The organism is Rhodococcus sp. FW305-130 (assembly GCF_058788335.1).
In genome coordinates, this window is sequence record NZ_JBYTAP010000005.1 from 523,735 (window position 1) to 550,707 (window position 26,973).

Sequence of the window (26,973 nt, forward strand, 5' to 3'; positions counted from 1 at the left end):
ACTGCTTGAGAGGCGCGATCAGCCTCTTGCTTTCGCGCTGTTGATTCGGACGCGGCTACGCACTCGGCGGCCGCGGAGATCATGCGGGGCGGGGCGCTGTGAAACCCTTCGAGGTAAGACGGACCGACCCTTTTGATGAGACCCTCTTTCCGCTCTCGGCCGCCCAACGGGCAACCTGGTTCGCTCAGCAATTCGATCCCGAAGTCCCGATTCTGATAGCGCACTACGTGGAGTTGCGCGGCGAACTCGACGTCGAATTACTGGATCGCGAAACGCGGGCAGGTGCTTACGAGTTTCAATCTCCCATGCTCAAAGTCATCGAGGTTGATGGTCAGCCGATGCAGTACGTGGACGAGAAGGCCGAAATCTCGGTCGGTTTGGTCGACTTCCGCTGGACCGAGGATCCCTTCGAGGCTGCGCTCGAGTGGATGCGTCGAGATTGCCGGACGCCGCTCGACCTGGCAGTCGACGGAATCGTCGCGACCGCTGTGCTGCGCGTGGGTGACGCGCACTATCTGTGGTACAGCCGTATCCATCATGTCGCGCTCGACGGTTTCGGTGCCATGACCATGATGAACCGCATTGCGCATCGGTACTCGGCCTCGGCGGCGAGAAAAGATCTGCAGCCGAGTCGTGCCGCGACACTGCGCACGCTGTACGACATCGACGAGCGGTACAGACAGTCGGATCGATTCGCTGCCGATCGTGAGTACTGGGCAGGGCGCAATACAGTCGGTGCCGGATCCAGCTTGGCGGAGGCTTCTGGGCCCGCACACATCGAGAGCCGACTCGAAAGCACACTGATGTCGGACCGGAGCTGTGCCCTTCTCCACGAATCCGAGAACCACGCTGCAACGGTCGTCGCTGCGCTCGCGTTGTACCTCTCGCGAATGACGGCGAAAGAGACTGTCCAGATTCATGTTCCGATGTCCGGACGGACTACGGCGGTGTTGCGGGACTCGGGCGGCATGATGGTGAACGTCGCGCCGCTGCTCATCAGTGTCGCCGCCGTCGACACCGTCGGTGAACTCTTCGCCCAGGTCCAGCATGAGCTCATGGGTGCATTGCGGCACCAGCGCTGCAGCCTCGACGACATCCGTCGGGACGCAGGCGTGACGAGCGGTCTGGAAGGCGAAGACTCATATGCCGGGCCCATGGTCAACGTCATGCTGTTTCGCCAGGAGGTGCAGTTGGGCGAGGTGGTTGGGGAGTATCACATCGTCACCTCCGGGCCGGTGGAAGACCTTCTGGTCAACGTGTATCCGAGCGGCGACAGGCTGCGTGTCGACTTCCGGGCAAACCCGATCCGATACGAGGAGGCGGGTTTACGCGAGCACCACCGGAATTTTGTCGGCTTGCTGGAAGAGTTGATCGCGTCTGATTCCGGTGCCGAGCTCGCAGACATTCACGGCCCGACGGCCCGGGAGGGCGAGCGACGACAACGCGAAGTGCGGCACCTCGAGTATTGGAGACATGAGCTCACCGGGGCGCCCGAACTTTTGCAACTTCCCTTCGATCGACCAAGGCCTGCAACGCAATCGCTGGACAGTGCACAGGTTGAGGTCGTGATCGCCGCAGACACCCACGCGCGGATTACAGAAATGGCAAGTGATCTCGGGACGGACACACGCGCGGTCCTACATACGGGCTTCGCGCTAGTGGTGAGCCGATTGTCCGGGGCTTCGGACGTGGTAATCGGTACGCCGACGGGATCCGACACGAACATCGTTGCCATCCGGAGTCGCATCGATCTGGAGACGCCGTTCACGGCGCTCGTGGGCAGTGTCGTCGAGGTCCGAAGTAATGCGCTGCCGCACAGTGGGATACGGCTCGAGCAGGTGGCGCAGTCGCTCGAGGTGGAGGATGTACCTGCGTATGCGCCGGTGATACAGGTGACGTTCGAGTCCGTCGCCAGCGCTGACGAGCACCCTCCCGACCTCGGCCGCTTCGATCTCGGAGTGTCTGCAGTCGAACTGTTCGACGAGGTGGGTACGCCGTCCGGAATCACGGTGACGCTCGCGTTTGCCACCGACCTGTTCGACGCCGAGACGGCACGTGGCCTCGGTTTGCGGTTCGCGCGCGTCCTGGAATCCGTCACCACAGATCCGGCAATGATGGTCGGCGACATCGACATCTTGTCCGACGACGAGCGATCCGCGATGCAGCCTGTCCGCAGTGACCCTCGCGCTTCGCACCGCACCCTGGCCGAACTGTTCGACGGTGCGGCGCGCACACACTCCGACGGCGTGGCCCTGTCGTATCTCGATGGCGAGTTGACGTATCGAGAACTCGACGATCGTTCGTCGAAGTTGGCCCGAGTCTTGATCGACCGCGGCATCGGTCCGGAAAACAGTGTGGCGCTGGGTTTGACGCGTTCGATCGAATCGGTTGTCGCGATGTTGGCGGTGACCAAAGCCGGCGCGGCATTCGTGCCGGTGGATCCGACCTATCCGGGTGAACGTGTTCGCTTCATGCTGAACGATTCCGGCGCCGTACTGGGGCTCACGGTCGTTTCCGAACTTCATCGTTTGCCGGATTCGATTTCCTGGATAGCAATCGACGACGCTGAGTTCCGTGGCCGACTTGCACGGCTGTCCGTGCGCTCCATCTCCGACGTCCATCGGGTGCACCCGATCCGGCCCGACAATCCCGCATACGTGATCTACACTTCGGGTTCCACCGGACTCCCCAAGGGGGTGACGGTTTCGCATCGTGGACTGGAAGCGCTTGCTGCCGAACAGCGTTCGCGGTTCGGTGCGACCCAGGATGCGCGAACATTGCACTTCTCGACCCCGAGTTTCGACGCCTCGATTTTCGAATACCTGCTGGCTTTCGGGGCCGGAGCGACCATGGTGATTGTACCGAGCACGATCTACGGCGGTGACGAGCTGTCTCGCTTCCTCGAATCCCAGCGTGTCACGCATGGTTTTGTCACTACTGCGGCGCTCGGAACAGTTTCGCCCGAGGGCCTTTCGGACTTCGGCGACGTGGTGGTCGGTGGTGAGGCCTGTCCGCCGGATCTTGTGCAGCGGTGGGCTCCCGGCCGACGGCTGTGCAATGCCTACGGGCCGACCGAGACCACCGTCATGTCGAACATCGGCGAGCCGATGGTGTCGTCGGAGAACATCACAGTGGGCGGTCCGCTCCGCGGTTTCGAGGAGATCGTGCTCGATCAGCGATTGCACCCCGTCCCCGACGGTGTTGTGGGCGAGCTGTACATCTCGGGAGACGCGCTCGCACGCGGATATCACCGGAAGTATGCGTTGACCGCAGGACGATTCGTGGCCGACCCGTTCGGTCTCCCGGGCCGGCGGATGTATCGAACGGGGGACTTGGTGCGGCGGCGCCGTGGCCGTGCACTCGAGTACGTCGGCCGCAGCGATTTCCAGGTGAAAGTTCGCGGATTCCGTATCGAGCTCGGGGAAATCGACAGCGTCGTGCAGTCGTGTCCGCAGGTCGAGAATGCAGTTACCGTGGCGCGTGCGGCTCCCTCCGGTACAACGATGATTACCACGTACGTCGTGCCTGCCGGCGGAAGTGCGCTCTCGACGGCCGATCTGACGCAGTACGCCGCGAGCCGTGTGCCGTCGTACATGGTTCCTGCGGCCTTTGTTCTTCTCGACGAGTTGCCGGTAACTCCATCGGGAAAGGTCGATCGCGCTGCCTTACCGGCACCTCGGTTCGATGCTCGGTCGGACAACTTTCGACCGCCCGAGGGCGCCGAAGAACTACGGCTGGCCGAGATTTTTGCCGACGTTCTAGGTGCCGAGGCGGTGGGTGCGGGTGACGACTTCTTCGAGCTGGGTGGGAACTCACTGATCGCCACAAAGCTGATCGCACGAGTCAATGCCGCTGAAGCAATCGATTTCGGGGTGCGGACTTTGTTCGAAGCACCGACGATCGAATCACTGGCTCTCCAGGTGCGTGACGCGAAGTCCTCCGGTGTTGATTCCTCGCGTTCGAAGCGTCCAATCCTGCAGGCACATTCGTACAGGGACAAGATTCCGGTGTCTCTGGCGCAACAACGCCTGTGGTTTGTCAATCAGTTCGACACGTCGTCCCCGGCCTACAACATCGCGATGGTGGTCCGACTGTCAGGGGCGTTGGATGTGGCTGCGCTGAAACTCGCGATGGGAGATGTTGTCGATCGACATGAATCGCTTCGCACCGTCTACCCGGCGTCGGTCGACGGTCCACATCAGGTCGTGGTTCCTTCGGAACGTGTGACGTCGGAGATGGCGTGGGAAGTATCCGTTGACGAGGAAGCCTTGGACAGGCGCGTCGCCGATCTCGCTCGCGAGGGGTTCGACGTGAGCGCGAACGTGCCCGTGCGCGGCTCCCTTTTTCGAATCACTCGGGACGTTCATGTCCTCGCGTTGGTGGTTCACCATATTTTGGCAGATGGAGCATCACTCGAGCCGCTGGCCCGCGACCTGACCCGCGCCTACGCGGCGCGGGCTGCCGGTCGGGCACCGGACTGGCCGCCTTTGCCTGTGCAGTACGCCGACTACAGCCAATGGCAGATCGAACTGCTCGGCAGTGCCGCCGATCCGGACACGCTCCAGGCGAAGCAGTTGGACTACTGGACGTCCACCCTGTCCGGTCTACCTGACGTGATCGACCTTCCGCTGGATCGACCGAGGCCGGCGGAACGATCCATGCGCGGTGAATCGGTCCGATTCTCGGTGCCCGCAGACGTGCACAGTGACCTCCTCGAACTCGCTCGGAATCACAACGCGACACCGTTCATGGTGATGCACGCAGTGCTGGCCGTTCTGTTGGCACGGCTGAGCGCCTCGCCGGACATAGCGATCGGCACTCCGGTGGGAGGGCGCGCCGAGCAAGTCCTCGACGATCTGGTCGGGATGTTCGTCAACACGGTCGTCCTGCGAACCGCCGTTGATACCGCCGCGACTTTCGAGGAAATCCTTTCACGAACTCGCGAAGTTGATCTGGCAGCGTTCGGGCAAACCGAGGTGCCGTTCGAGCGAGTCGTCGATGCAGTTGCTCCGGAGCGTTCACCGTCTCATTCACCGCTCTTCCAGGTTCTGTTGGAATTTCAGAACACCGCAGATCCTCACCTCGAACTACCAGGACTCGGTGTCGATGTTGTTTCAGTCGACATCGGTGTCGCCAAATTCGACTTGCAATTGTCGCTCTCCGAAAAGCGTGGCAAGGACGGAATCCCGGTGGGTTTCGACGCCGCCTTCACCTACGCCTCCGATATCTTCGAGCGCACCACAGTCACCGAGTTCGGGGAGCGCTTCGTCCACCTACTGCGGTCGGTGGTATCGAATCCAACTGCCCCAGTGGGTGATACGGAGATTCTGGGTGCGCCCGAGCGTGGGTTGGTGGTGGGTGGTTGGGATGGTGTGGGGGTTGCGGTGGGGGGTTTGACGTTGGTGGATGTGTTGGATGGGCGGTTTGCTGGTGTGGGTGGTGGGGGGTTGGTGTGTGGTGGGGTGGTGTTGTCGTGGGGTGAGTTTGATGTTCGGGTGAATCGTTTTGCGCGGTTGTTGATTTCGTTGGGGGTGGGTCCGGAGTCGCGGGTGTGTGTGGTGTTGTCGCGGTCGGTGGAGTTGTTGGTGGCGGTGTTTGCGGTGGTGCGGGCTGGTGGGGTGTTTGTTCCGGTGGATGTGGGTGCGCCGGTGGAGCGGGTGGGGTTTGTGGTGGGGGTGGTGGATCCGGTGGTGGTGTTGTCGCGGGGTGGTGATGGTGGGTGTTTGCCGGTGGGGGTGGGGTTTGTTGATGTGGGTTGTGTTGATGTTTCGGGGTTTTCGGGTGATCCGGTGGGGGTGGGGGATCGGTTGGGGGTGTTGTTGCCTGAGCATGCGGTGTATGTGATGTTTACGTCGGGGTCGACGGGTCGTCCGAAGGGGGTGGTGGTTTCGCATGCGGGGGTGGTGAATCGGTTGTTCTGGATGCAGGGGGAGTTTCCGTTGGGTGTGGGGGATGTGGTGTTGCAGAAGACGCCGGTGTCGTTCGATGTGTCGGTGTGGGAGTTGTTTTGGCCGTTGATGGTGGGTGCGCGGTTGGTGGTGGCGGATCCGGGTGGGCATCGTGATCCGGTGTATTTGGTGGGTGTGATCGAGCGGTGGGGGGTGTCGGTGGTGCATTTTGTGCCGTCGATGTTGGAGGTGTTCGTGGGGGAGCCTTCGGTGGTGGTGGGGTGTTCGAGTGTGCGTCGGGTGTTTGTGTCGGGTGAGGGGTTGTCGTCGGTGTTGGCGGGGCGGTTTGCGGGGGTGTGTGGTGCGGAGTTGGTGAATTTGTACGGGCCGACGGAGGCGTCGGTGGATGTGACGTTTCATGTGGTGGATGGTGTTGTGGGGGTGGGTGTTCCGATTGGTCGGCCGGTGTGGAATACGCGGGTGTTGGTGTTGGATTCGCGGTTGCGGCCGGTTCCGGTGGGTGTGGTGGGGGAGTTGTATGTGGGTGGGGTGCAGGTGGCTCGGGGGTATGAGGGTCGTGTGGATTTGACGGTGGGTCGGTTTGTGGCGGATCCGGTGTCGGGGGTGGTGGGTGCTCGGGTGTATCGGACGGGTGATGTGGTGCGGTGGGGGTGTGGTGGGGTGTTGGAGTTTGTGGGGCGCACGGATTTTCAGGTGAAGGTGCGGGGGCAGCGGGTGGAGTTGGGTGAGGTGGAGGCGGTGTTGGCTGCTCAGGTGGGGGTGGCTGGTGCGGTGGTGGTGTTGCGGTCGGGTGTGGGTGGGGATTTTTTGGTGGGGTTTGTGGTGGGTGAGGTGGGGGTGGTGGTCGATGAGGTGGTGGTGTTGGAGGGGGTGCGGAGGTCTCTTCCGGGGTTCATGGTGCCGTCGGTGGTGGTGGTGTTGGGGGAGTTTCCGGTGACGGTGCATGGGAAGTTGGACCGTAAAGCCCTCCCGGACGTCAACTTCGAACCTCAATCGCTGCAGTATGTTGCGCCACGAACGCCGGTCGAGGAGACGGTTGCCGCAATCTTCGATGATCTGTTGGGAACGTCGACGGTGGGTGTGTACGACGACTTCTTTGCCCTTGGTGGGAACTCTCTGAGTGCAGCCAGGTTGGTTGCGCGAGTGAATTCTGTTCTCGGCGAACGGATCAACATTCGCGACGTCTTCGATGCTTCTACCGTTGCAGCGCTGGCCGAGTTGGCGCAGTGTCGCGGAGGAGAGGGGGCCAAGCCGGCGTTGAGGCCGCGGGGTACGACGACGGATATCCCACTTTCGCCGGCGCAGGAGCGAATGTGGTTTGCGAATCAGTTCGAGCCCGAGTCCGCCGCCTACAACGTCGCGTGCGCGTTGAGGCTCGACGGCACAGTGAATCTGAGTGCACTTCACGCGGCATTTGTCGACGTCGTCGAGCGGCACGAGTCCTTGCGCACTGTTTTTCCTCTCACTGACGACGGCCCGCGTCAAGTGATCACGTCTACCTCACAGGTGGTATCGGATCTTGCACCGATACTTGTGCAGGGAGAGGAAGAGCTGCGCGAGCGTTGCCGGCAGATCGTTTCGGATGGTTTCGACGTCATGCAGCAGGTCCCGATGCGCGCCACCTTGTTGCGGCGAGACGACCAGGTCCACTCGCATGTCCTGGTGATCGTGATTCACCACATCGCCGCCGACGGATTCTCCACGGTACCGCTGGCCCGAGATCTCATGAGCGCGTACACCTCCCGTGTGAGCGGTGAGGCTCCTCGGTGGGCGCCGCTCGAGATCCAGTACGCCGACTATGCGTTGTGGCAACGTGGTTGGTTGGGTTCGGAATCCGACTCTCGGTCTTTGATCTCGAAACAGCTCGCCTATTGGGTCGAGAATCTTGCGGGTGCACCGGAAGTTCTCGACATTCCGACCGATCGACCGCGCGGTGATGTGCGTTCGCTTCGACGCGGACGGATTCGGTTCGAGTTCAGTCCGGAGGTTCATGCCGGTGTGGTTGCCCTGTCGCGCAGACACAACGCCACCGTCTTCATGGTTGTGCACGCAGCCTTGGCAGTGCTGCTGGCGAGGCTCAGCGATGAGGAGGACGTAGCCGTCGGAACTCCGATCGCCGGGCGTGGGGAGCGCGAACTCGACGACCTGGTGGGCATGTTCGTCAACACGTTGGTCTTGCGCACTGCAGTGGACCGCGGCGCGACTTTCGGGGAGTTCCTCGACCAGGTCCGAAACGTAGATCTGAGCGCCTTCACTCATGCGGACGTGCCGTTCGAACGAGTCGTCGAGATAGTGAATCCTTCACGTTCGACGGCATACTCGCCCCTGTTTCAAGTCATGTTGGAGTTCCAAGACATCGAGCGACCGACACTGGAACTTCCCGACCTGCAGGTGACCGACGTGGGTGTCGTGATCGACACCATCACCTTCGATCTGCAGTTGACGGTGGCGCAGAACACTGGCACCGCCGGTGAATCGGATGGTATTGGTGCTGAATTCGGATATGCCGCAGATATTTTCGACGAGGAAACAGTAGGGGGCTTCGTCGACCGCCTGCAACGGATTCTCGAGTACGTCACCACGGATCCGCAATCGCGGATCGGAGATATCGATATCCTCGACGCCCGTGAGTCAGCCGAACTGGTACCCGTGCGAGGTGTGATCTCCACCGCTGTTCAAACCCTTCCCGATTTGCTCACGACAGCAACAGATATGGCGACCACCCAGGATCTCGGCGCCGTCGCGCTGGTGTTCGAGGAACGTGAAGTGACCTATCTCGAACTAGACGCACAGTCGAATCGATTGGCCCGCATGCTGATCGAATCCGGAGTGGGTCCCGAAACGGTGGTGGCGATGTGTCTCCCACGCTCCGTCGAGTCCGTTCTGGCGGTGTGGTCCATTGCCAAGACAGGTGCAGCATTCCTTCCCGTGGACCCGGGACTTCCTGCTGCACGTATCGAGTACATGCTGGGCGACTCCGGTGCAGCGTGGGGGATAACGACCCGAGCTCACCACGCAGCATTGTCCGGCCTCGTGCCGTGGCTGGTCCTCGACGATGCCGGTTTCGAGGAACGGCTGTGGGCGTACTCGCCATCGAAAGTCACCGACGCGGATCGGAAGGCACGGATTCGAATCGACAATCCGGCCTATCTGATCTACACCTCGGGATCAACGGGAACACCCAAGGGTGTGACGGTCACACATCGCGGGTTGAGCAACTTTGCTCTCCAGGAGCGCGAGACATTCGCCGCCACGACCCGATCCAGAACTCTGCACTTCGCTTCGCCGAGTTTCGACGCTTCGGTTCTCGAACTCATGTTGGCCGTTGGTGCGGGATCCACGATGGTGATCGTGCCACCGACCGTCTACGGCGGGTCGGAGCTGGCGGCGTTACTGGAGCGCGAGCGCGTCACCCATTGTTTTGTGACTCCGGCGGCTTTGGCGTCCGTCGCCCCAGACGGACTCACCACTGTCGGTTGTGTCGTGACAGGTGGGGAGGCCTGCCCGCCGGAGTTGGTGGCCCGCTGGGCGCCGGGCAGAAAGATGTTCAACGCCTACGGTCCTACCGAGGCAACTGTGGTGTCGAGCATCAGTGCGGCACTGGCTCCGAACGACCCGGTCACCATCGGCGCACCTACTCGCGGATTCAGCGAGGTAGTGCTGGACTCGCGTCTGAGAGCGGTGCCGGTAGGTGTCGTGGGAGAGTTGTATCTTGCCGGACCGGCTCTCGCTCGCGGCTATCACCGGCGATCCCCGTTGACCGCCACGCAGTTTGTCGCAGATCCCTTCGGTGCGCCGGGAACGCGGATCTATCGCACGGGTGATCGCGTGCGGTGGACGCCCGACCGACAGCTGGAGTATCTCGGGCGCACCGATGCCCAAGTGAAGGTCCGTGGGTTCCGCATCGAACTCGGGGAAGTCGAGGTGGCACTGCAGACGCACCCGCGCGTGGCCCAGGCGGTGACGGGCGTCTGGAACGGCGACGGCAGGGATCGGTTGAACGGCAGGGATCGGTTGATCGGATACGTGGTTCCCGATCGCGGAGCGAGTGTCGATCCGCGAGACGTCCTCGCGCATGCAGGCAAGCGTCTGCCGTCGTACATGGTGCCTGCGGCGGTTGTGGTGCTCGACGCACTTCCGCTGACGGTTCACGGAAAACTGGACCGCGCAGCGCTTCCCGCACCCGATTTCTCGTCCACGGCCACACCCGACCGGACACCGCGAACGGAAACCGAGAATCTTCTTGCCGCTCTGTTCGCGCAGGTTCTCGGCCTGGACACCGTAGGAGTGCACGATTCGTTCTTCGAGCTCGGTGGAGACAGCATCATGTCCATCCAATTGGTCGCCCGCGCTCGCGATGCTGGTGTGATCATCTCGCCCCGAGACGTATTCCACCACAAATCTGTTGCCGCGCTCGCCGAGTCGGCGCACGTGGAGCAGGACGGTCCTGATGTGCTCGCGGAGCTACCGGGGTCCGCTGTCGGAACTGTTCCACTGAGCCCGGTGGCGCAGTGGATGCTCGACCGTAGCAGTGGCGGGCTGCGTGGCGGTGAATTGAAACGGTTCTCCCAGGCGCTCTTGCTGACAGCTCCCGCTGATCTCACCCAGGACCTCCTTGTCCGTGGTGTCCAGGAGTTGCTGGACCGCCACGGAATGCTGCGAGCACGCTTGGACGAGAGCGACCGGGTCATGGAAGTCCTACCACCCGGCTCGATCTCGGCCGAAGGACTGATCCATCGAGTAGCTGTCGGTTCGGTGGACGACGAACGTTTCAGGGCCTTGGCGTCGGGAGAGCTCGAGGCCGCTGCCGACAGCTTGGATGCCGCCGCGGCTGACATGGTGCGCGTGATCTGGTTCGACCTGGTCGACAAACCCGACTTGTCGAACCAGCGGGGCCGACTACTTGTGGTGATTCATCACCTGGTTGTCGACGGCGTCTCGTGGCGCATTCTGGTCACCGACCTGGCGACGGTGACAGCACAACTCCGGGCCGGTGTCACGCCCGAACTGCCACAGATCGGAACGTCGTTCCGGCGGTGGGCGCACGGGCTTGTCGAGCACGTGGGCGATCGGAGCGTCGAACGGGACATGTGGAAAACGATCCTTGACGGCGATGACCCGCTGATCGGTTCGCGCCCACTCGATCCCACGATCGACGTCGACGGCACGGTCGACACCGTCACAGTGGACATCGCGCCTCCGGTGACCAGGAACCTACTCACCACGGTTCCTGCGGCATTTCACGCCGGCGTGAACGACGGACTCCTCACTGCTGTTGCGTTGGCCTCGATCGAGTGGCGACGACGCCGCGGTATGGATACCGCTGCCGCCCTGATCACGCTCGAAGGACACGGCCGCGAGGAAGGAGCGGTTCCTGGCGCAGACCTCGCGCGCACCGTTGGTTGGTTCACCACGCTCTACCCGGTGCGCGTGGACCTCGGCGGAATCGACGTCGACGACGCACTGGCAGGTGGCGCCGACGCCGGACGGGCTCTCAAAGCCGTCAAGGAATACGTGCGTGCGATCCCCGATCATGGAATCGGATTCGGGATGTTGCGCTACCTGTCGGGCGAGAGCGAACCACTCGGCCGATTCCGTTCTCCTCAGATCAGTTTCAACTATCTGGGCCGGATCAGCTCCTCTGACGGAACACAGGACTGGCTGCCGGTGGAGGGCAATCGAAAGCTCGGCGGAACCCAGAATCGGTCCATGCCTGTGGCGTCCGTGATCGACATCAACGCGGCGGTTGAGGACCATGTCGACGGGCCCTGCCTGACAGCATCTTTCACCTTTCCCCGCGGAGTGCTCGACAGGTCTGACATCGCGGAGTTCGCGGAACTGTGGCGTCGTGCGCTCGACGGACTCACCGCGCACGCATCGCGACCTGATGCGGGCGGTCTGACGCCGTCGGACATTCCCCTGGTCTCGGTCGACCAACAACAGATCGAACGCTGGGAGAACGACTTCCCCGGATTGCACGATGTCTGGTCGGTGTCGCCCCTTCAGGCCGGGCTGATGTTCCATGCCTCACTGGCGGCCACGTCGACGGACGTCTACACAGCGCAGTTGTGCGTCGAGCTCGAAGGAGCGGTTGATTCCGAGCGTTTGCGCGGCGCTGCTGCCGGACTACTGGCAAACCACCCGAATCTGTGTGCAGCGTTCGTCTACGACGCACACGGCCTACCGGTGCAGTTGATTGTCGACGATGCAGTGATTCCCTGGACCGAGGTCGACCTGAGTGATTGCGGATCGGCAACCGAAGCAGAGCTGGAGCGCCGCCTCGACGAGGATCGCAGTGCACCCTTCGACCTCGCCTCGCCGCCACTGCTTCGGCTGACGTTGCTGCGAACCTCGCCGTCGAGGTGTGTGTTGGTGGTGACAAACCATCACATCGTTCTCGACGGTTGGTCGATGCCGTTGTTGGTGCGCGAACTGCTGATGAGATACGCGGACGACAGTCTCCCGGTCGAGAGCGTCCCGGCCGATCAGCCCCAGACTCCGTCGTACCGCACCTATCTGGAATGGTTGGCGCACCGCGACATCGAGACCTCGCTCGCGGTCTGGGAGGACGCCATGGAAGGCGTCGACGAGCCGACGTTGTTGGCGGCTTCGGCGCCGACCGCCGATCAGGTGGTACCCGAAGAGGTCACCGTCGATCTGCCGGATTCGGTGCTCGACGGACTCGGTGCGCTCGTCCAGCGGAGCGGGATCACGATGAACACGGTGATCCAAGCGGCGTGGGGTGTCCTGTTGTCTCGAATGCTTTCCCGCGACGACGTAGTCTTCGGCGTCACAGTCTCGGGCCGCTCACCTGAATTGCCTGGTGTGGAAAACATGATGGGGCTGCTGATCAACACATTGCCTGTCCGCGTGCAACTGGATCCAGACGAGACGTGTGCACAGCTGTTCGCTCGACTACAAGGCGAGCAGACAGATCTGCTCGATCATCACTATGTCGGACTCGGCGCGATTCAATCTGCCGTAGGGACAGGCAATTTGTTCGACACACTGTCGGTCTTCGAGTCGTATCCAATCGATACCTCGGGGATGGACGGGAACACCGACATAGCCGGTATGCGCGTCACCGCTGTGAATGCCCGCGACGCCACGCATTACCCGCTCACCGTGCTGTCGGTCGCGGAACCGACGCTGCAGGTGAGCCTGCGGTATCAGCCGGCGGCATTCGACCGCGCCGCGGTCGGCACCATTGCACAGCGAATGTCGCGAATTCTTGCCGCCTTTGCAGCGAACGCGGATACACCGGTCGGTGAGGTCGACGTGTTGGTCGCGGGTGAGCGTGGGTTGGTGGTGGGTGGTTGGGATGGTGTGGGGGTTGCGGTGGGGGGTTTGACGTTGGTGGATGTGTTGGATGGGCGGTTTGCTGGTGTGGGTGGTGGGGGGTTGGTGTGTGGTGGGGTGGTGTTGTCGTGGGGTGAGTTTGATGTTCGGGTGAATCGTTTTGCGCGGTTGTTGATTTCGTTGGGGGTGGGTCCGGAGTCGCGGGTGTGTGTGGTGTTGTCGCGGTCGGTGGAGTTGTTGGTGGCGGTGTTTGCGGTGGTGCGGGCTGGTGGGGTGTTTGTTCCGGTGGATGTGGGTGCGCCGGTGGAGCGGGTGGGGTTTGTGGTGGGGGTGGTGGATCCGGTGGTGGTGTTGTCGCGGGGTGGTGATGGTGGGTGTTTGCCGGTGGGGGTGGATTTTGTTGATGTGGGTTGTTTTGATGTTTCGGGTTTTTCGGGTGATCCGGTGGGGGTGGGTGATCGGTTGGGGGTGTTGTTGCCTGAGCATGCGGTGTATGTGATGTTCACGTCGGGGTCGACGGGTCGTCCGAAGGGGGTGGTGGTTTCGCATGCGGGGGTGGTGAATCGGTTGTTGTGGATGCAGGGGGAGTTTCCGTTGGGTGTGGGGGATGTGGTGTTGCAGAAGACGCCGGTGTCGTTCGATGTGTCGGTGTGGGAGTTGTTTTGGCCGTTGATGGTGGGTGCGCGGTTGGTGGTGGCGGATCCGGGTGGGCATCGTGATCCGGTGTATTTGGTGGGTGTGATCGAGCGGTGGGGGGTGTCGGTGGTGCATTTTGTGCCGTCGATGTTGGAGGTGTTCGTGGGGGAGCCTTCGGTGGTGGTGGGGTGTTCGAGTGTGCGTCGGGTGTTTGTGTCGGGTGAGGGGTTGTCGTCGGTGTTGGCGGGGCGGTTTGCGGGGGTGTGTGGTGCGGAGTTGGTGAATTTGTACGGGCCGACGGAGGCGTCGGTGGATGTGACGTTTCATGTGGTGGATGGTGTTGTGGGGGTGGGTGTTCCGATTGGTCGGCCGGTGTGGAATACGCGGGTGTTGGTGTTGGATTCGCGGTTGCGGCCGGTTCCGGTGGGTGTGGTGGGGGAGTTGTATGTGGGTGGGGTGCAGGTGGCTCGGGGGTATGAGGGTCGTGTGGATTTGACGGTGGGTCGGTTTGTGGCGGATCCGGTGTCGGGGGTGGTGGGTGCTCGGGTGTATCGGACGGGTGATGTGGTGCGGTGGGGGTGTGGTGGGGTGTTGGAGTTTGTGGGGCGCACGGATTTTCAGGTGAAGGTGCGGGGGCAGCGGGTGGAGTTGGGTGAGGTGGAGGCGGTGTTGGCTGCTCAGGTGGGGGTGGCTGGTGCGGTGGTGGTGTTGCGGTCGGGTGTGGGTGGGGATTTTTTGGTGGGGTTTGTGGTGGGTGAGGTGGGGGTGGTGGTCGATGAGGTGGTGGTGTTGGAGGGGGTGCGGAGGTCTCTTGCGGGGTTCATGGTGCCGTCGGTGGTGGTGGTGTTGGGGGAGTTTCCGGTGACGGTGCATGGGAAGTTGGATCGTAAAGCCCTCCCGGACACTACTTTTACAGCCGCGGACTATCGGATGCCGAGCACACGAGCCGAAGTTATGGTCACTCGAGCCATCGCCGAGGTGCTCGATCTCGACCAGGTGGGCGCCGACGACAATTTCTTCGAACTGGGTGGAGACTCGCTCAGCGCCACTCGCGTCGCAGCGCGCATCAGATCCGAATCGAGCACGAATGTCGGTGTGAAGGCCTTGTTCGACACTCCCGTGGTCGCTGATCTGGCGGCATCGATCGATCAGCTACAAGCTGTGCTGCGAGGTTCGGGGCCGGAAGGTTCGAGTATTTCAGAAATCGCGGGTAAGACCCGGCCAGAACACATTCCGCTATCGCTCTCACAGGCGCGCATGTGGTTCGTCAACCAGTTCGACACCTCGTCTCCGCTCTACAACATCCCCGTCGCACTACAACTGGACGGCTTCCTGGATTCGGGTGCGCTCCAAGCCGCACTGGGTGATGTGGTGGAACGGCACGAAACCCTTCGAACGATCTTCCCGACGTCCGCGAACGGGCCCCACCAGGTGATCGCCGAACCAGCGCTCGCTGCTCCTCGAATCCTCCCCTTGCCGATTCCCGGCGAGCGGCTTTTTACGGACTTGCACGCGTTCTTCGACGTCGGATTCGATGTGGCCGAAGAGTTCCCGCTGCACGTGAGGTTACTCCGAATCGGGCCGGAGCAGCATGTTCTTGCGATCGTCGTCCACCACATCGCCGCGGACGGTTTCTCGATGGCGCCACTGGCACGTGACCTGATGCGCGCCTATACATCCCGTGCTCAGGAGCAGAATCCGGACTGGGAGCCACTGCCCATCCAGTATGCCGACTACAGCCTGTGGCAGCGGGAGATCCTCGACGCACAAGTTGGTCCGGGAACGTCGACGTCGGATGAATTCGATTACTGGACAGCGAAGCTGTCGGATATTCCAGAAGTCTTGCCGCTCCCTCTCGATCGACCACGAACGCCGAAGCGGTCTACCGAGGGCGCGGTGGTTTCGATGGACTTCTCACCCGAGATCCATCGCGTTGTGACCGACCTCGCACACCAGAATGGTGCGTCCCTGTTCATGGTGATGCATGCGGCGCTCGCGGTGTTGCTGGCACGGCTTTCGGCGTCGGACGACGTAGTGATCGGCACTCCGGTTGCAGGGCGCGGTGTTTCGGTGTTCGACGATGTGGTCGGGATGTTCGTCAACACGCTCGTGCTCCGCACACCCGTCGAATCCGGAGCAACCTTTGCCGAGGTATTGGCCGCGGTGCGGTCAACGGATCTCGGCGCACTCGACCATGCAGACATTCCCTTCGAGAGGTTGGTGGATCACCTCTCGCCCGACCGTTCCACCGCGCATTCACCCCTCTTTCAAGTACTCCTCGAATTCCAGACCGATACGGGACTGCGCTTCGAATTGCCGGAACTTACGGTTCGCTCGCTCGACATCGATCTTGCGGTTGCAAAATTCGATCTGCAACTGAGTGTGATGGAGCACGTCGACGAGCACGGTGGGCCGGCCGGTATCAGCGCCGGTTTCCGTTATGCAACAGATATTTTCGATCGAGTATCGGTGACGCGCATCGCGGAGCGCTTCGAGAGAGTGATCGGCGCCGTGATCGAGGATCCGTCGGCAGTCGTCGGCGACATCGACATACTTCTGGCCGGCGAATACAGCGAGATGCTGGTTGCGCCCTCGCCCTCGCCCTCGCCCTCGGCCTCGGGCTCGGCCTCGGTCTCGGGCGTCGGAACCCACGAGGATTCGCTGTCGGATCTCTTCGATCGTGCGGTGCTGACGTCCGGTGATGCCGTGGCGGTGCGCTGCGACGGATTGTCCGTCACCTACCGCGAACTCGACGAGCGAGCAAACCGCCTCGCTCGACTGTTGGTGGCTCAGGGTGTGGTGCCGGAAACCCTGGTGGCAGTCGCGATGACCCGCTCGATCGACCTGGTGGTGGCATTGCTGGCGGTGGTGAAGGCGGGTGGCGGATACCTACCGGTGGACCTGACTTCTCCGGTCGACCGCGTGGACTTCGTGCTGCGTGACTCCGCGCCGAAGTGTGTGCTGACCACTGGGGCCGACGGCGCGGACATACGAGACAGTGACGCAATCGCAGACAACGAGATTCCAGTGATTGCCGTGGACGACCCGGCGATTCTCCAAGCGCTGCTTAGGAGTTCTCCGTTTCCGGTGACCGACCAAGACCGGCTGCTACCGCTCCGACCCGATTCGGTGGCCTACGTGATTTACACCTCGGGGTCTACTGGGCGTCCGAAGGGGGTGCAGGTTTCCCACCGCAACGTCGTGACGTTGCTGGCAAACACCCGAGCGCTCTTCGGCTTCGACAGCGGCGATGTGTGGACGATGTTCCATTCCGAGGCATTCGACTTCTCGGTCTGGGAAATGTGGGGCGCACTCGCACACGGTGGCCGGCTCGTACTGGTCGACTACTTCACGGCCCGTTCACCAGAGGCATTCCTCGAATTGCTACGGCACGAACGTGTCACGGTGCTCAACCAAACTCCCACTGCCTTCTATCAATTGGCGGAAGCCGACCGGCGTATCGGGAGCGCGGCCCTGTCATTGCGCTACGTGATCTTCGGTGGAGAAGCCCTCGACTTCGGACAGTTGACGCGCTGGTACGCCCGCCGCGGGACTTCGTCACCAGATCTGGTCAACATGTACGGCATCACGGAGACCACGGTGCACGTCAGCCACCTACTGCTCGATCGTGAGCTGGCGCGTGACGGATCGGCCTCGGTGATCGGTCGGGCGTTGCCCGGATTGCGTGTGTATGTGTTGGATCAGCGGTTGCACCCGGTGCCGCCCGGTGTGGTGGGTGAACTGTATGTCTGCGGCGATCAGGTGTCACGCGGATACCTCGGCCGGTTCGGTCTGACCTCCGCGCGGTTCATTCCCGACCTCACCGTCAGTGGGGCGCGTATGTATCGATCCGGTGACCTGGGGCGCTGGAACGACAGCGGGCAGCTGGAGTACCTCGGACGAAACGATCTGCAGGTGCAGGTGAAGGGGTACCGAATCGAACTCGGCGAGGTGGAGGCTGCGCTGCTCTCCGGAGTGGGCGTGTCTCAGGCGGCGGTCGTGGCCCGCAGAGACCGGTTGGTGGGCTACGTGGTGCCGGAGGCCGTTGCCACTGTCTCTCCGGCGGCGTTGCTCGAGTATCTCTCACAGAGGTTGGCGGCACACATGGTCCCCGCTGTCGTGACGGTTCTCGAGGCGTTGCCGCTGACGGTGAACGGCAAACTCGACCGGAAAGCGTTGCCTGAACCTGACTTCGGGCTACAGACAACCGTGAGTCGTGGCCCCGCCTCCGAGACGGAAAGCATCCTTGCGGGCCTGTTCGCCGAAGTTCTGGGACTCGACGAGGTGGGGGTCGACGATTCGTTCTTCACTCTCGGTGGTGACTCGATCATGTCCATCCAGTTGGTGACGCGAGCCAAGTCTGCCGGAGTTTTGATCTCACCGCGCGAGGTATTCGAACGCAAAACCGTTGCGGCGCTGTCCGAGACGGCCGGTACGTCTGGCGGTTACGCTGTTCTCGATGAGTTGCCCGGTGGCGGCGTCGGGGAGATCGAGTTGACGCCGATCGCGGCGTGGATGCTCGATCGCGGCGGAGATTTTCGGCGGTACTCACAATCTGTTCTCCTCGCGGTTCCTGCCACGCTCGACGAGGTCACGCTGACACAGGCGATGCAGGCCGTGCTGGACCACCACGACATCCTCCGCGCGGGCATCCGGGCGACGCTGCATCCTGAATCCGCTCGGCGGATGGACGTTGCGCCAGCAGGTACGGTGCGGGCGGAGACCGTCGTACGCCACGTGGGCCTAGAGGGTGCTGCCGCGGAGACGGTCTCGGCAGAACTCGACGCAGCTCTGGGGCGGCTCGACCCGGAGACAGGTGTGATGGTGCAGGCAGTCCTGCTCGACACCGACGGACAGATTCAAAAGGAAGGACAGCGCCAGAAACGGTTGCTACTGGTAGCACACCATCTGGTGACGGACGGTGTTTCCTGGCGAATCCTGATCCCCGATCTTGCACTTGCTTGTGCGCAGGTGCAATCAGGCGTCGACCCGTCACTGGCTCCGGTCGGGACCTCGATGCGTCGATGGGCACGTGGCCTCGTCGACGCCGCGCGCGAGCCGGATCGGGTTGCTGAACTCGACTATTGGCGAGAGGTGCTCGCGGGTCCAGATCCGGCTCTGGGTGTGCGCGCCCTGACGAAGAGGGACACCGCCTCGGCCACCACTGACATCGAAGTACGAGTTCCCACGGCATTGACCGAGGCCGTGTCGACGACAGTGCCGCAGGCGATTCACGGGAGCGTCGAGGACGGATTGTTGACGGCTTTGGCTCTTGCGATGGTCCGCTGGCATAGGGAGCGCGGGATCGACAATCCGGAGACATTGATCAGCCTCGAGGGACACGGACGCGAGGAACAGGTGGTTCCCGGGGCAGATCTTGCTCGCACAGTGGGATGGTTCACGTCGATCTTCCCGGTGCGGATCGATCTGAGCGGAGTGGATCCGAGCGACGCCTTCGCCGGCGGTCCGGCTGCGGGCGTCGCTGCCAAGGCCGTCAAGGAACAACTCCGGGCGGTGCCGGACCGCGGCATCGGCTTCGGGTTGCTGTGCTATCTGAACCGCGAAACGGCACAGACACTTTCGCAACTTCCGGAGCCCCAGATCAGTTTCAACTACCTCGGACGCGTCGGTGGATCCGAGGCCGACGCTTCAGCGGGATGGGTACCGATCCGCGACGAGAACTTGCGGACGGTTACGGCCGTCGATCTCCCACTCGCCGGCGTCCTCGAGGTCAACGTGATGACCGTCGACGACAGCGACACCGACAACAGTGATACCGAGGACGGCCCGCAGCTCGTTGCCAGCTGGACGTTCCCACCGGACATTCTGGGCGCGGATGACGTTCGGCAACTGGCGCAGTGGTGGCTCGACGCATTGGTCGGGCTCGGAGAGTACGCGACGGACAGCGGCGGATTCACACCCTCGGACTTCGATCTGGTCGATCTTCGACAGGACGCGGTCGACGACCTCGAAAGCCGGTGCCCCGACCTGAGCGACGTCTGGTCGCTCTCTCCATTGCAAGCGGGGTTGTTGTTCCATGCCGAACTTGCCGAACGATCGGTCGACGCATACCTCGTACAAGTGGCTCTCGATCTAGCCGGCGCAGTCGATTCGGAGCGCCTGCATCGCGCCGCCGACGCGCTGCTCGACAGGCATGAGAACCTGCGTACCGCCTTCCTTCACGGCGCGGACGGCCGTGCCGTCCAGGTGGTCCGAAGCACCGTGGCAGCGCCGTGGCAGGAAATCGACCTCACTGGTGCAACAGATCAGGATCTTGATCGAGCACTGGCGGAGGACCGAGCGCGCCCGTTCGACATGGCGCAGGCGCCGTTGATCAGATTCACGCTGATTGCTCTCGCCCCCGAAAAGTTCACGCTGGTGCTCACCAACCATCACATCCTTCTGGACGGCTGGTCCATGCCACTGCTGATCCGGGAGTTGGCGACGCTCTATGCCGCTGACGGTGAAGTGGCGGCCTTGCCTCACGCGCGCGCGTATCGCGACTATCTGACCTGGATGAGCCGCCGCGATCAGCAAGCTTCTCGAGCTGTATGGGCGAGGACGCTGAGCGGAGTCGAAGGACCGACGCTGTTGGCTCCGGCGGTTCGATCTCGTCGACTCTCCACCATGGCGGCCGAGTGGGTGTTCGATCTGGACGAGGAGTTCACAACCTCACTTCGCGGGATGGCGCGTGAACTCGGGCTGACGATCAACACAATTGTTCAGGCATCGTGGGGGATCGTCCTCGCTGCACTGACCGGGAGAGACGATGTGGTGTTCGGAGCGACGGTGTCGGGTCGACCTCCCGAGCTGACCGGGATCGAAACCATGATCGGGCTGTTTATCAACACAATTCCGGTCCGAATCACTCTGCGCCCGAGAGAAAGTATCGGCACACTCCTCGCGCGGATCCAGGCCGAGCAAGCAGAGCTGTCGGATCACCACTATCTCGGGCTTTCCGAGATCCAAGTAGCCACGGGGCCGGAGACCGGGTTCGACACGTTGACTGTCTTCGAATCGTATCCCGTTGACCGTCAGGGCCTTTCGTCCGATACCGATATCGCGGGGATCCGGATCGCCGATGTCGAAGCCAAGGACGCTGCCCACTACCCGCTCAGCCTAGTGGCATCGGTCGACACCAGACTCCGCCTGAAATTCGAGTATCTACCCGAGGTTTTCGGTGCCGCCGACATCGAAGAGATCGCCGGACGACTGCATCGCGTACTCGAAGCGTGTGCCCAGCCGGATCGCCCCTTGGCTGTGGTGTCGGTGCTCGCTCCGTCCGAACGTGCCGAATTGGTGCCGGCCCGTGGCACGGCTGGTGGGTCGTCGCGCGTCTTCCCCGAGATCTTCGACGCGGCAGCCCAGCGTGATCCGAACGCGCTCGCCGTGGAATCGACGGACGGCAGCCTGACCTACGGCGAGCTGGACATCCTCTCCAATCGCATTGCTCGCGTGCTGGTCTCGCGAGGACTGGGAACCGAGGACTACGTAGCAGTCGGTGTCCCACGCTCTCTCACGTCCGTGGTGTCGATACTTGCCGTCGCCAAGACGGGCGCTGCATTCGTGCCGATCGATCCCGCCTATCCCGACGAGCGGATCAATCACATGCTGATCGATTCGAAGGTCAGCTTCGGATTGACCACCACCGCGGGCCGAGATCGATTGCCCGATATCGCGGAGTGGCTGATTCTCGACGATCCGCATTTCACGAAGAAGTGCGAGGAATTCTCGGGGAGCCCGTTGACCGACAATGACCGACTCCGTCCGATCGGGTTGGATTCAGCTGCCTACGTGGTCTACACCTCGGGGTCGACCGGCGTGCCAAAGGGAGTCGTGGTCGCACAGCGAGGGCTCGACAACTTCGCCCGAGACCAGGTCGAACGCTACGGCGCAACTCCACAATCACGCACGCTGCACTTCTCCACTCCGAGTTTCGACGGGTCGCTCTTCGAATATCTGCAGGCTTTCGGCGCCGGGGCGACGATGGTTATCGCTCCACCCGGGATCTACGGGGGCGAGGACCTGGCGCAGCTTCTGGCCGAGCACGCCGTCACGCACGCGTTCATCACCACGGCGGCATTGGCAACGGTGGACCCGGGTGGGCTGGAACAACTTTCGGAAGTCGTATTCGGGGGCGAGGCGTGCCCACCCGATCTCGTTGCTCGCTGGGCACCTGGCCGCCGCCTGTACAACGCGTACGGACCGACCGAAGCAACGGTCATGTCGAACGTCAGTCCGCCGATGACCGCCGGGGAGCGCATCACGATCGGTGGACCTGTCAGTGGCGTCAGCGAACTGGTGCTCGACGCTCGACTTCAAGCGGTTCCCGTCGGGGTCCCCGGCGAGCTGTATCTGGCCGGACCAGGCGTGGCGCGGGGATATCACCGAAGGACGGGGTTGACGGCAGAGCGCTTTGTTGCCAATCCGGCCGACCCAGGAACGCGGATGTACCGCACCGGCGACATCGTGCGATGGACGGCGGACATGTGTGTCGAGTACGTCGGGCGAAGCGACTTCCAGGTCAAGGTTCGAGGCTTCCGTGTCGAACTCGGTGAGATCGACAGTGTGCTGATGGCGGAGCCCAACGTCGGATTTGCCGTTACGGTTGCCGATTCCGCCCCCACCGGAGACACCCGACTCGTGTCGTACGTCGTGCCCACCGCGGGTCGACTGGACACCAGGCTCCTGATTCGCGCCGTGGCCCGGCGCTTGCCTTCGCACATGGTGCCTGCCGTTCTCACGGTGCTGGAGAACATACCATTGACCGCTGTCGGAAAAGTTGACCGTTCGGCATTGCCCAGCCCCGAAATCGAGACGACCACAGGGGATTTCCGTCCCCCTGTCGGCCCGGTCCAACAGGCAGTGTCGGACGTGTTCGCCGAGGTGCTCGGCCTCGAACGAGTCGGTACCGACATCAGTTTCTTCGAGCTCGGTGGAAATTCTCTGAGCGCCACTTCGGTCGCGGCGAGGCTACGGGCGGTGCTCGGAGCCACCGTCGGCGTGCGGGACCTGTTCGAGACGCCGACGGTGGCCGAGTTGGCCACGGTGATCGACCAGTCGGTCGCCGAACGGTCGGAGCGACTGGAACCGCGCCCCCGACCCGACAACATCCCCTTGTCGTTTGCTCAGCAGCGGATGTGGTTCGTCAATCAACTCGACACCAGTTCTCCTGCATACAACATTCCGCTCGTGGTGCGGTTGAGCGGTGAACTCGACAAACCGGCCTTGAGATCAGCGATGTCCGATGTCATCGCCCGCCACGAATCGCTGCGAACGATGTTCCCGGTCCACGGCGACGGACCGGTCCAGCACATCGTGCCCACCGAAAGCGCCGCGCTGCCACAACTGGCCGAGACATCGGTGACCGACGAACATCATCTCCGTGACGAGCTTGCCCGAATGGTCTCGGCTGGTTTCGACGTCGCCGCACGAATTCCCCTGCGGGCAGCGTTGTTCACCATCGATGAGCGCGAACATGTACTTGCCGTAGTGGTGCACCACATCTCGGCTGACGGCTTCTCGATGTCTCCACTGACCCGAGACGTGATGATTGCATACGAGGCCCACGCGTACGGCGGGGAACCCCAGTGGACGCCGCTTCCAGTCCAGTACGCCGACTTTGCGCTCTGGCAACGGGAGATTCTGGGCTCCGGCGACGACCCTGGGTCGGTGATCACCGAGCAGTTGGCTTACTGGCGACGCGCACTGTCAGGCGCTCCCGACCTCTTGGAACTTCCCCTCGATCGAGACCGGCCGACACAACAGAGTTTTCACGGCTCGCGGATTCACTTCTCGATCAGCAGTGATCTTCACCGCCGTATCCGAGACGTGTCGAGGCAGCAAGAGTCCACTGCATTCATGACTGTGCATGCAGCGCTCGCGCTCTTGCTGGCACGTTTGGGCAGCACCGACGACATCGTGATCGGAACGCCGATCGCCGGCCGGGGAGATCGTGCCCTCGATGATCTGGTCGGCATGTTCGTCGGCACGCTCGCACTGCGCACACAGGTCGACCCGGCTCAATCGTTCCGGGAGTTGGTTGCGCATTGCCGCGAAGTCGACCTCGCCGCGTTCGCGCACTCCGACGTTCCCTTCGAGCGGGTAGTGGACGCGGTCGGGCCGAAACGGTCGAGTGCCTATGCACCGATTTCCTCGGTGTCGCTGGAATTCCAGAACAACGATCGGCCGATTCTGAAGCTGGCGGGACTGGAAGTCCGCGGGATCGACCCAGAACTCGAGGTAGTGAAGGTAGACCTGGAATTCCTCCTCGCCGAAGAGTACGACGATCGCGGTGCACCGGGAGGAATGAGCGGAGCCGTCGACTTTGCCACCGATCTCTTCGACCCCGGTACGGTCAGCGGGTTTGCCGACATGTTCGTTCGTGTACTCGAGGCCGTGACCCGGAATCCGCAGGTACCGATCGGTGACATCGATCTACTCGGCGATCTTGAACGTCGCGAGTTGACGCCGGCGCATGGGCTCCCAGAAGTAGCTCCGAAATTGTGGCCTGAGTTGTTGGCGGACGCCGTGGCGATCGATCCGGACTCGGTGGCCCTGTCGCTCGAGAACCGGCAGCTCAGTTATCGCGACCTGGACGAGTGGTCGAATCGTGTTGCCCGGGAGTTGTGCGGTCGCGGTGTGGGCCCGGAGACCTTCGTGGCACTGGGAATGCCTCGCTCGATCGAATCGGTGGTGGCGATCTGGTCGGTGACCAAAGCCGGAGCGGCTTTTGTGCCTGTCGATCCGGCCTATCCGCGCGAGCGCGTCGAATACATGCTCGCCGATTGCCGAGCCTCGCTCGGTTTGACCGTTCAGTCCAGCCGAACTCACCTACCCGACGTTGTTCCCTGGCTGGAACTCGACGACCCACACTTCGCCCGGCGGGTAGCCGCGCTGTCGCCGGAACCGATCACCGATGACGATCGAACCGGTGTACTGAACCTCGATCATCCGGCCTACCTGATCTACACCTCGGGATCTACCGGGAAACCCAAGGGAGTGAACATTACTCATCGAGGTTTGGCGAGCTTCACGGCCGAAACTCGTGAGAGGTTCGAGGTCACTCACGACTCTCATGTCTCACAGTTGGCATCGCCGAGTTTCGACGCTTCCATCTTCGAGTTGACGATGGCATTCAGCGCCTCGGCGCAAGTCGTGATCGTTCCGCCTGCTGTGTACGGTGGCGCCGAATTGGCCGATGTTTTCCGGCGCGAGCAGGTCACTCATGCCACCATTACACCGACCGCGCTGGCGGCGTTGGGTGACAACGGTTTCGAGGCGCTCCGTGTTCTCGATCTGGTGGGCGAGGCCTGCCCGCCGGAGGTCGTCGCGCAATGGGCGCCGGGTCGGAGGCTGCACAACGGCTACGGCCCGACTGAAACCACCGTGCAGGCGAGTGTCAGCGATTCGATGAAACCCGGTGCGGGAGTGAACATCGGCTCGCCGGCAGTGGGCTTCGGCTTCCTGGTGCTGGACGAGCGTTTGCAGCCCGTCCCGGTGGGCGTGCCAGGGGAGTTGTACATCATCGGCCCAGGTATGGCACGTGGGTACCATAATCGGGCGTCGCTCACCTCGGAACGATTTGTCGCTTGCTTGTACGGATCGCCGGGGCGCCGGATGTACCGCACCGGAGATGTCGTGCGTTGGCGTGAATCCGGCGGTGACAGTGCCAAAATCGTTGGTTCCGGCGATGGAGTGCATCACACACTCGAATACATCGGGCGCAGCGACTTCCAGGTCAAGGTCCGTGGTTTTCGGATCGAACTCGGGGAAATCGATGCAGTTCTCTCACGCCATCCGTCGGTGGACTTCGCCGCGACTGTCGGCTACACGGGACCGTCGGGTGAAACGGTCCTGGTGTCGTACGTGCGTACGTCAGCTGCCGACGCCTCCGACAGCGACGAGATACGGGCGTACGCAGCCGACCGACTTCCCTCGCACATGGTTCCATCGGCAGTGGTACTTCTCGAGCGGATTCCGATGACACCGGTGGGCAAGCTCGACCGAAAGGCTCTACCGGAACCCGAATTCAGTTCGGCTGCAGCCGAGTTCCGCGAGCCGGTCACCGACACCGAGCGCGCCGTGGTCGACTCGTTTGTCGAGATTCTGGGTGTCAGCCGGGTGAGCACTACCGACAGCTTCTTCGACCTGGGCGGGTCCTCCCTGGTAGCCACCCGAATCGTCAGCGCACTGTACTCCCGTTTCCAACGCAGAATTCCACTTCAGTGGATGTTCCTCGACCCGACACCCGCTGGAATCGCTCGACGCCTCGACATGCCGACAGTGGACGCCGGCATGGAAGAGCTTCTCGCCGTGGTTGTTCCGCTGCGGACAGAAGGAAGTGGGCGACCGCTGTTCTGCGTGCACCCTGGTATCGGCCTGTCCTGGGGGTACGCCGGCTTGGTGCGGTATCTGCCCGAGGACCGACCGGTGTACGGACTTCAGCTACCCGCACTCAGCGACGACGGTGACTATCAGTCGATCGAACAGTTGGCGCATCGCTACGTCGAAGAGATGGAAGCCGTTTCGCCGGACGGGCCGTACGACTTGCTCGGTTGGTCCCTCGGCGGAGTCATCGCGCACGCCATGGCCGTCGAACTGCAATCGTCCGGCCGCGAAGTTGCCACACTGACGATGATGGACAGCTACCCCGACAACGGCGATGCCCCTGCGTCAGCCGCACTCGACGTCCGAGACCTACTGCGAGGACTCGGCCTCGAGATCGAGACCGACCGAGATCTGACCTTCGACGAGGCGGCGGCCGTGCTGGCCCGGAGGCTCGGGCCCGAGACGGGAGTCGACGGTCGGGACCTCGAGCGGATTGCCAGAGGGTACGAGACTTCGCAGAGAATCACGCACCAGTTCGTTCCCCAGATCTACGAGGGAGACCTGCTGATCTTCCCGGCTGACGGAAAAGACGACACGATTCCGCGGGAGAGGTCGCCACAGGAATGGCGTCCGCTCGTGACGGGCCGGATCGTGGAGGTACCGGTGCGATGCGGACACAACGAGATGATCGAGGCACCGGCCATTGCGGTCATCGGACCGGAGATGGCTCGGGTGCTCTCGATGTTTTCCGGATACTCCGAACGGGCATGACAACTTGAAGCCACCGAGCCGCACGCCC

The 26,973-nt window shown here is 62.6% G+C and carries 1 protein-coding gene; it reads left to right on the plus strand.

Annotated elements, in window-relative coordinates:
* Nucleotides 1–98: 98 nt before the first annotated feature.
* Nucleotides 99–26,945 (plus strand): non-ribosomal peptide synthase/polyketide synthase, encoded by a 26,847-nt coding sequence (locus tag AC3WQS_RS18615; protein WP_492741528.1) that lies wholly within the window; start codon nt 99–101, stop codon nt 26,943–26,945.
* Nucleotides 26,946–26,973 lie beyond the last annotated feature (28 nt).